This is a genomic window from Serratia sp. Ae19-1, from assembly GCF_059801225.1.
Genome location: NZ_JBCHWD010000006.1, coordinates 132,140 through 145,804, shown reverse-complemented (window position 1 = coordinate 145,804; position 13,665 = coordinate 132,140). Strand labels below are relative to the sequence as shown.

16 protein-coding genes are annotated in these 13,665 nt (G+C 60.0%); 9 read left to right on the top strand and 7 right to left on the bottom strand.

Translation table 11 applies throughout. The features are described from left to right. Positions 1–53 precede the first annotated feature (53 nt). Positions 54–347 (top strand): YdgH/BhsA/McbA family protein, encoded by a 294-nt coding sequence (locus AAIE04_RS17975; protein ID WP_498577464.1) that lies wholly within the window; start codon positions 54–56, stop codon positions 345–347. A 158-nt stretch (positions 348–505) separates the two neighbouring features. Here the strand turns inward: AAIE04_RS17975 and tolA are convergent, their stop codons facing one another. Together tolA and AAIE04_RS17965 are read right to left on the bottom strand one after the other, a co-directional pair. Further along, positions 506–754, bottom strand: a complete 249-nt coding sequence (gene tolA / locus AAIE04_RS17970; RefSeq protein WP_498577463.1) for a cell envelope integrity protein TolA — start codon at positions 752–754, stop codon at positions 506–508. Further along, positions 718–948, bottom strand: coding sequence for a hypothetical protein (locus AAIE04_RS17965; RefSeq protein ID WP_498577462.1), 231 nt, complete (start codon positions 946–948; stop codon positions 718–720). The genes tolA and AAIE04_RS17965 overlap by 37 nt, the downstream gene beginning before the upstream one ends. Before the next feature lie 219 nt (positions 949–1,167). On the opposite strand from AAIE04_RS17965, the gene AAIE04_RS17960 reads away from it, so the two are divergent. Both AAIE04_RS17960 and uspF read left to right on the top strand, forming a co-directional pair. Next, positions 1,168–1,713: a GNAT family N-acetyltransferase gene (locus AAIE04_RS17960; protein WP_063919261.1), complete on the top strand. Its 546-nt coding sequence runs from the start codon at positions 1,168–1,170 to the stop codon at positions 1,711–1,713. A 232-nt stretch (positions 1,714–1,945) separates the two neighbouring features. Then, positions 1,946–2,401, top strand: a complete 456-nt coding sequence (gene uspF, locus AAIE04_RS17955) for a universal stress protein UspF (protein ID WP_063919260.1) — start codon at positions 1,946–1,948, stop codon at positions 2,399–2,401. 84 nt (positions 2,402–2,485) lie between these two features. Here uspF and icd read toward each other — a convergent pair whose 3' ends face one another. Next, positions 2,486–3,739, bottom strand: coding sequence for an NADP-dependent isocitrate dehydrogenase (icd, locus tag AAIE04_RS17950; RefSeq protein ID WP_015377612.1), 1,254 nt, complete (start codon positions 3,737–3,739; stop codon positions 2,486–2,488). A 132-nt stretch (positions 3,740–3,871) separates the two neighbouring features. Between icd and rluE the strand changes: the two genes are divergently transcribed. The 4 genes from rluE (at position 3,872) to mnmA (ending at position 6,522) form a co-directional block, all read left to right on the top strand. Further along, the gene (rluE, locus tag AAIE04_RS17945) at positions 3,872–4,498 is read left to right on the top strand and encodes a 23S rRNA pseudouridine(2457) synthase RluE (RefSeq protein ID WP_025160268.1); all 627 of its coding nucleotides are present in this window, start codon (positions 3,872–3,874) and stop codon (positions 4,496–4,498) included. 22 nt (positions 4,499–4,520) lie between these two features. Next, positions 4,521–4,859 (top strand): lysozyme inhibitor LprI family protein, encoded by a 339-nt coding sequence (locus AAIE04_RS17940; protein WP_019454810.1) that lies wholly within the window; start codon positions 4,521–4,523, stop codon positions 4,857–4,859. A 9-nt stretch (positions 4,860–4,868) separates the two neighbouring features. After that, positions 4,869–5,315: an NUDIX hydrolase gene (locus tag AAIE04_RS17935; RefSeq protein WP_019454809.1), complete on the top strand. Its 447-nt coding sequence runs from the start codon at positions 4,869–4,871 to the stop codon at positions 5,313–5,315. A gap of 106 nt (positions 5,316–5,421) precedes the next feature. Continuing rightward, the gene (mnmA, locus tag AAIE04_RS17930; protein ID WP_498577461.1) at positions 5,422–6,522 is read left to right on the top strand and encodes a tRNA 2-thiouridine(34) synthase MnmA; all 1,101 of its coding nucleotides are present in this window, start codon (positions 5,422–5,424) and stop codon (positions 6,520–6,522) included. A 46-nt stretch (positions 6,523–6,568) separates the two neighbouring features. On the opposite strand, the gene kup is transcribed toward mnmA, so the two are convergent. Continuing rightward, a complete protein-coding gene (gene kup / locus AAIE04_RS17925; protein WP_198636508.1) occupies positions 6,569–8,437 on the bottom strand; it encodes a low affinity potassium transporter Kup in 1,869 nt (622 codons plus the stop codon). Between the two features lie 331 nt (positions 8,438–8,768). Here kup and hflD point away from each other — a divergent pair, with 331 nt between their 5' ends. Both hflD and purB read left to right on the top strand, forming a co-directional pair. Continuing rightward, positions 8,769–9,395, top strand: a complete 627-nt coding sequence (hflD, locus tag AAIE04_RS17920) for a high frequency lysogenization protein HflD (protein ID WP_019454806.1) — start codon at positions 8,769–8,771, stop codon at positions 9,393–9,395. Between the two features lie 22 nt (positions 9,396–9,417). After that, the gene (purB, locus tag AAIE04_RS17915) at positions 9,418–10,788 is read left to right on the top strand and encodes an adenylosuccinate lyase (protein WP_019454805.1); all 1,371 of its coding nucleotides are present in this window, start codon (positions 9,418–9,420) and stop codon (positions 10,786–10,788) included. A 48-nt stretch (positions 10,789–10,836) separates the two neighbouring features. On the opposite strand, the gene AAIE04_RS17910 is transcribed toward purB, so the two are convergent. From AAIE04_RS17910 to pdxR, 3 genes are all read right to left on the bottom strand, one after another. Then, a complete protein-coding gene (locus AAIE04_RS17910) occupies positions 10,837–11,541 on the bottom strand; it encodes a GNAT family N-acetyltransferase (RefSeq protein WP_498577460.1) in 705 nt (234 codons plus the stop codon). Positions 11,542–11,556: 15 nt separating this feature from the next. Next, positions 11,557–12,009: a GNAT family N-acetyltransferase gene (locus AAIE04_RS17905; RefSeq protein WP_154747009.1), complete on the bottom strand. Its 453-nt coding sequence runs from the start codon at positions 12,007–12,009 to the stop codon at positions 11,557–11,559. A 116-nt stretch (positions 12,010–12,125) separates the two neighbouring features. After that, complete coding sequence (gene pdxR, locus AAIE04_RS17900; protein WP_498577459.1) at positions 12,126–13,640, bottom strand: MocR-like pyridoxine biosynthesis transcription factor PdxR; 1,515 nt, start codon at positions 13,638–13,640, stop codon at positions 12,126–12,128. Positions 13,641–13,665 lie beyond the last annotated feature (25 nt).

Below are 13,665 nucleotides of genomic sequence, written 5' to 3'. Positions count from 1 at the left end.
AAAACATCTATAGAGTGACTAAAACACACGCCAAGAAAGGAAAGTATTTCCCGATGAGATTACCGCCAACATCCGTTATCCCCCTGCTGTTTACCCTGCTGCTGGCGGGCTGCCAGTATCACAAAACCGTGTCCCCGCCGCCGTATATCGGCGCCCCGCAAGAGATCAGCACCTACGAAGTGAAAGGGCTGACGTTCGTCACCACCGTCACCTTCAGCGGCCTGTTCGCCGAAGAACTGGTGCGCGAATACGCACAGAAACATCACTATCGCTACTATGTGGTAACGATGCGCAGCAACGGTTTTAAAGATCGGGCCGAACGCGTGAGCGTGATGATGTATCGGTAACCCTGGCGATATATACCGTGAAATAGTGCCAAAAATCCAGGTTCAGCGTAGAAAAGCGCGATACGGAACGTGGCAAAGCCGCAAAGTCACGAGCCGCATGAAAGTGCGACCCGTGACTTTGGTTTAATTATCTAGCATCGCAGTTACCGCCCTTTATTTCACTGCGGGTGAAATTCCAATGTGATTATTTGGAACGCATTATGGATCTCTGGCGTTGGCGGCTTAGGCAGACGCGCATCGGTAACCGCCTTCATCGCCGCACGGCAAAGAGCCGGATCGCCACCTTCAGTTCGAACACCGATTGGCAGGCCGTCCGGCGCCAGCGTGATACGCAATGTACAGCGTTGGCCTGAGTAGATGGCGGCGTCTTTTAAATGACGTTGAATCTCAGCTTGCACCTGAGCCATGTAATGTAATTTCTCTTTCCCGGCGCAGGCGTCTTTGGGTCGCCGAGGTTGGCGAAAAGATCGTCAACCTCTTTATTTACCGGACCGTTTTGGCTGGGGGTAGTATGCTTGGCACACCCCGTTAATGTCAGCGCGGTCATCGCCGCCAATAATGTGGCGACGCCGGTTTTGTAGCCTGAGTGCATTATTTTCATATCCCTGTCCTTATGGATAAATCGGTGGATAATTGGCCCGCCAGCGTTATCAGGTCAATCGAAATTATCGAATTGCCATAAGCCTTGATAAAGGTGTATCTGCGTCAACAATGCTTAAACATCCGTCATTTACTCCGAATTAACAGCAGCATATTTATCCCGACGTCAACATGGCTAATGTTAGAATAACCGCCAACATACCTATTTTGATGAGGCATTATGATCATCTCCCACACGCCGCGGCTCATCATCCGCACATTTCAGAGCAAAGACGCCAATGCGCTCTTTGACTATCTGTCATTACCCCGAACACCTTGTTTTCATGATGAGAAACTCGCGTCCCCCGCAGAGGCGGTCGAAGAAGTCAAAAAACGCGCTTTCGATGCCAGTCAATTCGCTGTCTGTCTTAAAGAAAACGATGAACTCATCGGTCATCTGTTCGCCGATAACAGCGAAGAACCGGACCCAAATACCTGGAGCGTTGGCTGGCACTTTAACTCGCGCTATGAAGGCCAAGGTTTTGCCACTGAAGCCGTCGCGGCGCTGTTTGATTATTTGTTTACGCAAAAAGATGCCAGACGCTTGTATGCTTACGTTGAAGACTACAACACGGCATCGCAAAGACTTTGCGATCGTCTTCATATGCGCCAGGAGGGCTGCTTCAGGGAGTTTGTCTCGTTTGCATCGGAAAATGACGGCGAAGAGAAATATGATAATACGTTCGTCTATGCGTTGCTTGAAAAAGAGTGGCGGGTTCACACTTAGTCACGGATGTTCAGGAACGCAAGTAAACGCGGCTGTAGTTTTCTGGGCGTTCCGGCTCGTGCTGGCCTTCCTGGCAACCCGACTTCTAACCTATTGCCACAACAACGATTTCCGCATACTTTACCTTTTGGCGGCCAGTTTCTTTGGTTCTGCCATACCGATCGCCGTTTTCCTGGCGTCGGGCAGCTATAATCTGAGAAGTGGAGTTATTTGAAAACGATAAGGAGGGAGTATGTACAAAACTATCTTGGTTCCCGTGGACATTACCGAGCCGGAATTAACGCAGCAGGTCATCCCACATGTCAACGCGCTCGCTAAGCTCGAAGACTCCCACGTCCATTTCCTGGCAGTGATCCCGTCACGCGCCACCTACGCCGCTTTCGGCTTTGCCGCCACGGCAGCGATAGAAACCAAAGATGAAACCATTGCGCTAGCGACCGAGGGGCTGGCAAAAGCGGCAAAACAATTCAGCGTGCCTGAAGATAGAGTGACCACGCATGTTGCCGTCGGCGATCCTAAAGATCAGATCCTGGAACTTGCTGATGCGCTTAACGCGGAGATTATCGTGATGGGTTCCAACCGCCCTTCTGCGATCACTTATCTCCTCGGTTCCAATGCCACCGCCGTTGTCCGCCACGCCAATTGCCCGGTGCTGGTGGTGCGTGAATCGGCTAACGCCGCTCAGTGAGCCTGCCCAATACCTCGCTCATATTTAAACAATAAAAAAACGGGAGCCCTAAGGCTCCCGCTCTCATTCAAACGCCAAACACCCTTACATGTGCTTAACGATAGCGTCGCCAAACTCTGAACATTTCAGCAGCTTAGCGCCTTCCATCAGGCGTTCGAAGTCATAGGTCACGGTCTTGGCGGCGATGGCGCCTTCCATGCCTTTAACGATCAGGTCAGCCGCTTCGAACCAGCCCATGTGGCGCAACATCATCTCTGCGGACAGGATGATAGAGCCTGGGTTCACTTTGTCCTGGCCGGCATACTTCGGCGCGGTGCCGTGAGTCGCTTCGAACAGCGCGCAGTCGGAGCCGATGTTGGCGCCCGGTGCGATACCGATGCCGCCTACCTGGGCCGCCAGGGCGTCGGAGATGTAGTCACCGTTCAGGTTCATACAGGCAATCACGTCGTACTCCGCCGGGCGCAGCAGGATCTGCTGCAGGAAGGCGTCGGCGATCACGTCTTTAACCACGATCTCTTTGCCGGTGTTCGGGTTCTTGATCTTCAGCCATGGGCCACCGTCGATCAGCTCGCCGCCGAACTCTTCGCGCGCCAGCTCATAGCCCCAATCCTTGAAGGCACCTTCGGTGAACTTCATGATGTTGCCTTTGTGAACCAGGGTCACGGAGTCGCGGTCGTTGGTGATGGCGTATTCGATCGCCGCACGCACCAGACGCTTGGTCCCTTCTTCGGAGCATGGCTTCACGCCGATACCGCACTGCTCTGGGAAGCGGATTTTCTTCACGCCCATTTCGTCGCGCAGGAATTTGATCACTTTGTCCGCTTCGGCGGAGCCGGCTTTCCACTCGATGCCGGCGTAGATGTCTTCGGCGTTTTCGCGGAAGATCACCATGTCGGTCAGCTCAGGCTGTTTCACCGGGCTTGGGGTGCCCTGGTAGTAACGCACCGGGCGCAGGCACACGTACAGGTCCAGCTGCTGGCGCAGGGCCACGTTCAGAGAACGGATGCCGCCGCCGACCGGGGTGGTCAGGGGGCCTTTGATGGCGACGCGGTAGTCGCGGATCAGGTCCAGAGTTTCGTCCGGCAGCCACACGTCTTTACCGTAAACGTGGGTAGATTTTTCGCCGGTGTAGATTTCCATCCAGGAGATTTTACGTTCGCCGTGGTAAGCCTTTTTAACGGCCGCATCAACCACGTGGATCATGGCAGGAGTCACGTCAACGCCGATGCCGTCGCCTTCGATGAACGGGATGATCGGGTTATGAGGAACAACCAGTTTACCCTGGGCGTCAACCGTGATTTTTTTACCTTCTGCCGGAACAACTACTTTGCTTTCCATCAACCTCTCCTTCAAGCGCAATTTTTGTTAATGCTTTGTAAGATGCGTGTAGATACTACTTGAATATTCGGTCCGCGCCAATCCGAAACGGATTCGGTTATAATGCGCTTATCATCCGTAATCTCAACTGTTATGAAAAAATTCTCTGTTAGAAATCACAACGTTAAACGATTCAGCAAGCCGAATACCGCCAAACCCGCCGCGCCGAAGGGGCCGCGTCGAATTGTGTTATTCAACAAGCCCTTCGACGTGCTGCCGCAGTTCACCGACGAAGCCGGCCGCGCCACGTTGAAAGAATATATCCCCTTCCCCGACGTTTATGCCGCCGGGCGCCTGGATCGCGACAGCGAGGGGCTGCTGGTGCTGACCAACGACGGCCAGCTGCAGGCGCAGCTCACCCAGCCGGGCAAGCGCACTGGCAAAATCTACTATGTGCAGGTCGAGGGCGCGCCACAGGAGAGTGATTTGGCGCCGCTGCGCAGCGGTGTCACGCTGAAAGACGGGCCCACGCTGCCGGCCGGGGTGGAGTTGGTCGCCGAGCCGCAGTGGCTGTGGCCGCGCAATCCGCCGATCCGCGAACGCAAATCCATTCCCACCAGCTGGTTGAAAATCACTCTGTTCGAAGGGCGAAACCGTCAGGTGCGTCGCATGACGGCGCATATCGGGTTCCCTACCCTGCGCCTGATTCGCTACAGTATGGGTAATCTTTCGTTGGGTTCACTGCTGCCCGGTGAATGGAAAACCATCGATTCCCTGTAGACCGACAGTTGATGGAGGCGTTATGAAACACACTCCGATCGCGCTGCTGCTCGCCGCTCTGGCAGCCCCGCTCGCCGCCCAGGCCGCCAGCTTCGACTGCGCCAAGGCGGCCGGCGGCGATGAGCGCGCCATCTGCGCCAACCGCACGCTGAACGATCTGGACGTGCAAATGGCCACCAAATACCAGTTCCTGCGCGGGTTGTTCGCCATGGGCGCGCGCGGCGCGATGCAGGACAGCCAGCAGGCCTGGCTGACCAAGCGCCAGCGGTGCGGCGGTGACACCGCCTGCCTGCTGCAAAGTTACCGCACCCGCATCGCCGAGCTGGACGAGATCTACCGGCACATCGACAAACCGCTGTAAGGAGAGCGCATGTTCAAACCGCACGTCACCGTCGCCTGCGTGGTGCACGCCGCCGGCAAATTTTTAATTGTCGAAGAAACCATCAACGGCAAAGCGCTGTGGAATCAGCCGGCCGGCCACCTGGAGGCCGACGAGACGCTGGTGCAGGCCGCCGAGCGCGAGCTGTGGGAAGAGACCGGCATCCGCGCCGCGCCGCAGGCGTTCCTGCGTCTGCACCAGTGGATCGCGCCCGATCGCACGCCGTTTCTGCGTTTTTGCTTCGTTATCGAGCTGGAACAACCGCTGCCGACCGAACCGCACGACAGCGACATCGATCGCTGCCTGTGGCTGAGCGCCGAAGAGATTTTGCAGGCGCCCAACCTGCGCTCCGCACTGGTGGCGGAGAGCATTCGCAGCTTCCAGCAGCCGGAGCGCTACCCGCTGTCGCTGGTCGGCAGCTTCGCCTGGCCGCATTAAGCGCGCCGGGCAGCACAAGATGAACAGTGCGCCGGCGCGGCCAACGTGGTAAAATCCTGCGCTTGTTTTTATCAGCACGGTTCGTGTTCAAGTTCGTGAGATCCCCATGTCAGACAACAGCCAGAAAAAAGTAATCGTCGGTATGTCCGGCGGCGTCGACTCTTCCGTTACCGCCTATCTGTTACAGCAACAGGGCTATCAGGTCGCTGGGCTGTTCATGAAGAACTGGGAAGAGGACGACGACGAAGAGTACTGCTCCGCCGCGACCGATCTGGCCGATGCGCAAGCGGTCTGCGACAAGTTGGGCATCGAACTGCACACGGTGAACTTTGCGGCGGAATACTGGGACAACGTGTTTGAGCTGTTCCTGGAAGAGTACAAGGCCGGCCGCACGCCGAACCCGGACATCCTGTGCAATAAAGAGATCAAATTCAAAGCCTTCCTGGAGTTCGCCGCCGAAGATCTGGGGGCCGATTTCATCGCCACCGGTCACTACGTGCGCCGCCAGGACGTGGACGGTAAAAGCCGCCTGCTGCGCGGCGTCGACGGCAACAAAGACCAGAGCTACTTCCTCTACACCCTGAGCCACGAGCAGGTAGCGCAAAGCCTGTTCCCGGTCGGCGAGCTGGAGAAGCCGGAGGTGCGCCGCATCGCCGAGCAGTTGGAGCTGGTCACCGCCAAGAAGAAAGACTCCACCGGCATCTGCTTTATCGGCGAGCGCAAGTTCCGCGACTTCCTCGGCCGCTACCTGCCGGCGCAGCCGGGCCCGATCGTCAGCGTCGACGGCAAGACCGTCGGCGAACACCAGGGCCTGATGTATCACACCCTGGGCCAGCGCAAAGGGCTGGGCATCGGCGGTCTGAAAGACAGCAGCGAAGACCCGTGGTACGTGGTGGATAAAGACGTGGCCAACAACGTGCTGGTGGTCGCGCAGGGGCACGATCATCCGCGCCTGATGTCCACCGGCCTTATCGCGCAACAGCTGCACTGGGTGGATCGTCTGCCGCTGAGCGGCCCGTTCCGCTGCACGGTGAAGACCCGCTATCGCCAGCAGGACATCCCTTGCACCGTGACCCCGCTCGACGATGAACGCATCGAAGTGCGTTTCGACGAGCCGGTTTCCGCCGTCACTCCGGGCCAATCGGCGGTGTTCTATCAGGGCGAAATCTGCCTCGGCGGCGGCATCATCGAACAGCGCCTGGCGTAATTGGCCGGCAACGAAAAACGCTGCGTTATCGCAGCGTTTTTTTTATTCAAAATTCCACCTGCGCCCCCAGTTCGATCACCCGGTTCGGCGGGATTTCGAACAGATCCGGCGCCCGCAGCGCGTTGCGCTGCAACAGCTGGAACACCTTGCCGCGAATGCGCAGATACCAGGGCCGTTTGCCCAGCACCAGCGTATCGCGCGACATGAAGAACGAGGTCTCGTTCATGGTGAAACTCATCCCTTCCAGCCCGCAGCGGTAAAGAATGTCCGTCACGTTGGGCGTCTCGCGCCAGCCGTAGCTCGCCACCACCCGCCAGAAGCTCGCCGACAGCTGTTCGATCGTCACCCGCTGCACGTTGTGTACGTACGGCATGTCGGTAGTGACGATGGTCAGCAGCACCACGCGCTCATGCAGCACTTTGTTGTGCTTCAGGTTATGCAACAGCACCAGCGGCACCGCATGCGGCGTGCGCTCCATAAATACGGCGGTGCCCGGCACCCGTTTCGGCGGCGCCTTCTCCAGCGATTCGATCAGCGCGGTCAACCCCTCCTGATTGTCGCGCAGCCGGCGGATCAGGCGCGAACGCTCGGTCTTCCAGGTCAGCATGATCAGCAGAATGGTCAACCCCAGCGCCACCGGCAGCCAGCCGCCGGTCGCCAGCTTGATCAGGTTGGCGCCGAACAGCGGCACGTCGATGCACAGCATGACCAGCAGCATCAACCCGCCCAGATAGCGCGGCCATCCCCAGTTTTTCACCGCCACGATGCTCAACAGAATCGATGACAGCAGCATGGTGCCGGTCACCACGATGCCGTAAGCCGAGGCCAGGTTGCTGGAGTGTTTGAAGCTGATAATCACGATCAACACCGCCGCGAACAGCAGCCAGTTCACCACCGGGATGTAGATCTGCCCGGACTCCTGATCGGAGGTATAGATGATGCGCATCGGCGGCAGATAGCCCAGCCGCACCGCCTGGCGCGTCAGCGAGAAGACGCCGGAGATCACCGCCTGCGAGGCGATCACCGTCGCCAGCGTGGCGATCACCAACAGCGGGATCAGCGCCCAGGTCGGCGCCAGCAGGAAGAACGGGTTGTTGATCGCCGCCGGATTGGCCAGCAGCAGCGCCCCCTGGCCGAAATAGTTAAGCACCAGCGCCGGTGCCACCAGCGTAAACCACGCCAGGCGGATCGGTTTTTTGCCGAAGTGGCCCATGTCGGCGTACAGTGCTTCGGCACCGGTGACCGACAGCACCACCATACCCAGCGCAAAGAACGACACCGTCTTGTACTCGAGGAAGAAATTCACCGCCCAGTAAGGGTTCAGCGCCCGCAGCACGCCGGGGTGCTGCAGAATGCCGCCGATGCCCAGCAGCGCCAGCGTCAGGAACCAGATGACCATCGCCGGGGCGAACAGTTTGCCGACGCTGCCGGTGCCGTGCTTTTGGATCGCGAACAGCGCGGTCAACACCAGCAGCGACAGCGGCACGATGAAGCTGTCCAGCTCGGGGGCGATAATCTGCAGCCCTTCGATGGCCGAGAGCACCGAAATGGCCGGGGTGATGACCCCATCGCCGTAAAAGAAGCTGCCGCCCACCAGCCCGATCAGCACCGCCGCCGGTACCCAGCGCGCATCCAGCTTGCGGATCGCCAGCGACATCAGCGTCAGAATGCCCCCTTCGCCGTCGTTGTCGGCGCGCATCACGAAACAGATGTATTTAATCGACACCACCAGCGTCAGCAGCCAGAAAATCAGCGATAAAAAACCGTAGATCGAGGCCGGCGTCATGGTGATGCCCTCCTCTGCCGTCAGGCATTCGCGCAGGGTATACAACGGGCTGGTGCCGATATCGCCATACACCACGCCGATGGCCGCCAGCGTCACCGCCGGCAGTGGCTGCTTGTTTTTTACGTGCATATAAAGGTCTTTATTTGAGGGTTCACGTTGGCAGTATAGATGCAGCCGCCGCACTTTATTTGCCGCCGCAACAATAAGTTCGCGCCGCCGCGCCGGCGATTTTCGTCGCCTATTTGCGCAGTTCTGCGCCGCACGGCGCCTCCGCCTCACCGCAGACGTATTAGACGCTGGGTTTACCCTCGATTTTGTGGCATGATCCGCGGCATTCGTTGTCATCGTTGTTACAGCCACGCCCGATCGTTCCCGTTCGCGGCCGCCGCCGTTACCCTGGCGATACACACAACCTTATGCAGTAAGCCATGTACCGTTCACAGCGTTTACAGGAGTAATCGTGGCGAAGAATTATTATGACATCACGCTGGCCATGGCGGGTATCAGCCAGGCGGCGCGCTTGGTTCAGCAGCTGGCCCATGAAGGGCAATGCAACCGCGAAGCGTTTCAAACCTCGCTGAAAAGCCTGCTGCAGATGGACCCGCCCTCCACGCTGGCGGTGTTCGGCGGTGAAGAACGCCATTTGATGGTCGGCCTCGAAACCCTGATGGGCGTGCTTAACGCCAACAACAAAGGGCCGGGCGCGGAACTGACCCGCTATACCATCAGCCTGATGGTGCTGGAGCGCAAGCTCAACGCCAACAAACAGGCGATGAACACGCTCGGCGAACGCCTCGGCCAGCTCGAACGCCAGTTGGCGCATTTCGATCTGGAGTCGGACACCATCATCAGCGCGCTGGCCGGCATTTACGTCGACGTGGTCAGCCCGCTCGGGCCGCGCATCCAGGTGACCGGCTCACCGGCCATCCTGCAGAACCCGCAGGTGCAGGCCAAGGTTCGCGCCGCACTGCTGGCCGGCATTCGCGCCGCCGTGCTGTGGCAACAGGTCGGCGGCAGCCGCCTGCAGTTAATGTTTTCCCGTAATCGTCTGTTCAAGCAGGCGCAAAATATCGTTGCTCATTGTTAATCGATCCCAGGAGTTGCTACCGATGGAATTATCCTCACTGACCGCCGTTTCCCCCGTTGATGGACGCTACGGTGATAAAGTCAGCGCACTGCGCCCCATTTTCAGCGAATACGGTCTGCTGAAATTCCGCGTACAGGTTGAAGTACGTTGGCTGCAAAAACTGGCGGCCTGCGCAGAAATCAAGGAAGTTCCCGCTTTTGACGCCGACGCAAACGCTTTCCTCGACAAAATCGTCGCGGAATTCAACGAAGAAGACGCTCAGCGCATCAAAACCATCGAGCGCACCACCAACCACGACGTGAAAGCGGTCGAGTATTTCCTGAAGGAAAAAGTGGCGGCGGTGCCTGCGCTGCACGCGGTGTCCGAGTTCATCCACTTCGCCTGCACCTCCGAAGACATCAACAACCTGTCGCATGCGCTGATGCTGCAAAGCGCCCGTCAGGACGTGGTGCTGCCTTACTGGCGCAAAATCATCGACGCGCTGAAAGGGCTGGCGCTGGAATATCGCGATATCCCGCTGCTGTCGCGCACCCACGGCCAACCGGCGACCCCGTCGACCGTCGGCAAAGAGTTCGCCAACGTGGCTTACCGCATGGAGCGCCAGTACCGCCAGCTGGAGCGCGTGGAGATCATGGGTAAAATCAACGGCGCGGTCGGCAACTACAACGCCCACATCGTCGCTTACCCGGAAGTGGACTGGCACCAGTTCAGCGAGGCGTTCGTCACCTCGCTCGGCATCACCTGGAACCCGTACACCACTCAGATCGAGCCGCATGACTACATCGCCGAACTGTTCGACTGCGTGGCGCGTTTCAACACCATCCTGATCGACTTCGACCGCGACATCTGGGGCTACATCGCCCTGAACCACTTCAAGCAGAAGACCATCGCCGGCGAAATCGGCTCCTCCACCATGCCGCACAAGGTCAACCCGATCGACTTCGAAAACTCCGAAGGCAACCTGGGTCTGGCCAACGCCGTGCTGGGCCATCTGGCGGGCAAACTGCCGGTTTCCCGCTGGCAGCGCGACCTGACCGACTCCACCGTGCTGCGTAACCTGGGCGTGGGCCTGGGCTATGCGCTGATCGCCTATCAGTCCACCCTGAAGGGCATCAGCAAGCTGGAAGTGAACCAGGCGCACCTGCTGGACGAACTGGATCACAACTGGGAAGTGCTGGCCGAGCCGATCCAGACCGTGATGCGCCGCTACGGCATCGAGAAGCCTTACGAGAAGCTGAAAGAGCTGACCCGCGGCAAGCGCGTGGACGCCGCCGGCATGCAGGCGTTCATCGACGGCCTGGCGCTGCCGGAAGAAGAGAAAACCCGTCTGAAGGCGATGACCCCGGCCAACTACATCGGCCGCGCCACCACCATGGTCGACGAGCTGAAGTAAGCGCTTCAGCCCGATAAAAAGGCGGCCCGCGGGCCGCCTTTTTGCTTATTATTCGCCGCGCAGCACCTGCAACCGGGCGATCTGCTGCCCCTGCGCATCGAAGTTGTCCGCGCTCAGCCAACTCGCCAGCGCCTGCCGCACCACCGGCCAACGGTCAGCGGTGATAGCGAACCAGTCGGTATCCCGGCTGCGCCCTTTGACGATCACCGCAAAACGGAAATTGCCCTCATAACGGAAGCCGAAGCGCAGCGCGGCCTGGCGGGACGGCGCGTTGTGGCTGTCGCACTTCCACTCGCAGCGGCGGTAGCCCAGCGTGTCGAAGGCGTAGCGCAGCAGCAGCGCGATGGCCTCGGTGGCGCTGGAGCGTTGTTTCATCAACGGCGACCAGCTGACGTGGCCAATCTCCAGCACGCCGTTGGCCTCGTCGATGCGCATCAGCGCCACCGTCCCCACCGGCGCGTCGCTGGCGGCGTCGAACACCGTCAGATTGACCAGCGTCGGGTTGGCCTGCAGCGTCTCCAGATGCTGCAGCATCGCCGCCGGCGTGTCGGGCCGTTCGATAGACAGATAGGTCCAGTCACGGCCGTCCGGCGCCTGCTGAAACGCCTCAAACAGCGCGGCGTAATCCCGCTGCGGCTCGAGCGGCGCCAGCGAGCAGAAACGCCCGCCGAGCGTCGCGCCGCCCGGGCGGCGAGCCGGTTGCCAATCCGGCATCGGTTCGCCAACCGGCTGACCATAACGATTCATTGCCATACACGCCTCCTGCGGTTAACGGGTATACACGATAAACGAGCTTCTTCTGCCGATTTTGTCGTACAGCGAGCGCGCCGGCGCGTTGTACTCCTGGGTCATCCAATACACCCTATCGCTGCCGCGCGCCTCCGCCAGCCGATACGCCTGCTCGAACAGTTTTTCCGACACCTTATGGCCGCGCGCCTGCGGCGACACATAGAGATCTTCGATATAACAATAGCCGACCGCGCTCCAGGTGGACGGGTGGAACACCAGATTCATCAGCCCCAACAGCCGGCCTTCGGCATCCTCCGCCACCAGCCCGAACACCTGTTCATCCTGCCCCAGACGTTCAAAGGTGCGATCGGTCACCTGCGGCGCCACGTCGGCGCGGTAAAAGTCGAGATAGCCCTGCCACAGCGCCAGCCATTGCGCTTTGTCATCGCCATTGATTCTGCGGATAGTCACTTCAGGGTTTGATGGATTCATAGCGCCTCACGGGGTTAAGATATTATTTCCATTAGGGAAACAATCGGATAGCGGCAGAATACACCGCGCGACGGCGGCGCAATACGGACCAATTCAAAACAAAGAGCAGACCAATGCTAGCCGTCGCTTTCCACCGGCAGCGCGTTGAACACCTGCGCCAGCGCGGCGATAAAGCGCACGATCTCATCCGGCGTATAGGCCGAGAAACCGAGCACCAGCGCCCCGCGCTGCGGCGCACCGGTGTAAAAGTCCGCCAGGCCGTACAGCCGCATTCCCCGTTCGGCAGCGGCCGCCACCAGCCGTCGCTCCGTCGCCGCATCCGCCAACGGGCAAACCAGCTGCAGGCCGCCCTGCGGCAGCGCCGGGCGCGTCCAGGCCGCGAGATACCGGAGTACCGCGCCGTACAACACATCCAACCTTGCCTTGTACAGCGTGCGCATATTGCGCAGATGCTCGGCGTAACCGCCCTCATGCAGAAAGTGGAATAGCGTCATCTGCGCCAGCGCCGACGTGTAGCCGTCCTGAAACTGCCTGGCGGCGACCAGCGGGCGCACCAGCTGCGGCGGCGCGATCATGAAACCGATGCGCAGCCCCGGAAACAACGTCTTGCTGAAGGTGCCGATGTACAGCGTGCGCCCACCGTTGTCCAGCCCCTGCAGCGCCGCCTTGGTTTGTCGGTCGTAGTTGAACTCGGCGTCGTAATCGTCTTCGATGATCCAGGCCCGCCGGTGCTGCGCCCACTGCAACAACGCCAGACGCCGCTCGAGGCTCAGCGAATACCCCAGCGGATAGTGATGGGACGGCGTGATGTAAACGCCCCGCCCGCCGCCTGGCGCGCGCGTCAATTGCCCGACATCCAGCCCCTTCTCATCGATGCCGATCGGCCGCGCCTGCAGCCCCGCCGACTGCACCAGCTTTTTCGCCCCCTGGTAGCCCGGTTCTTCGACGAACACCGCATCGCCGGGATCGAACAGCACCTGGGTACACAGCGCCAGCGCCTGCTGCGAGCTGGTTACCACAATCACCTGCTCCGCCGTCGCCTTGACACCCCGCTCCCGCTGCAAATAGAGCGCGATCTCCGCGCGCAGCTCCGGCAGCCCCTGCGGATCGGCATAGCCCAACAGCCGCTCGCCGTGCCGCCGCAGCGCCTGCTTTTCCCACTGCAGCCACGCGTCGATGGGAAACGCCCGCAGATCCGCCAGCGAAGGCGTCAGCGACGCCTGGCGGTTGGTATGCGGCGTATGGCTGACCGCCAGCAGCGCCCGGCCGCGATCGCTCAGCTCGCGCTCCGCCAACTGCGCCTCCTGACTTGTCTGCGTCGCCAACAGTTCACGGCCGAGCAGCGTGTCGCAACGGTAGCGAACAAAGCTGCCGCGCCCCACCGCCCTGCTGATGTAGCCCTCCGCCTCCAGCCGCGCGTAGGTCTGCTCCACCGTATCGCGCGCCACCGCCAGCCGGGCCGCCAACGCGCGGCTCGGCGGCAACTGGGTTCGCCAGGCCAGCTCCCCGGCGGCGATCAGTTGCAGCAGGGCCTGATGCAGCGCCGAACGCCGGGTCAGGCCCTGCTGACGCTGCTGCGCGAAAGCGGCCAGGATCGCCGCGTCGTGCATGTAGGATGGGTTGTCGCTCATGGGCAATCTGTTTCTCCGAACTCGG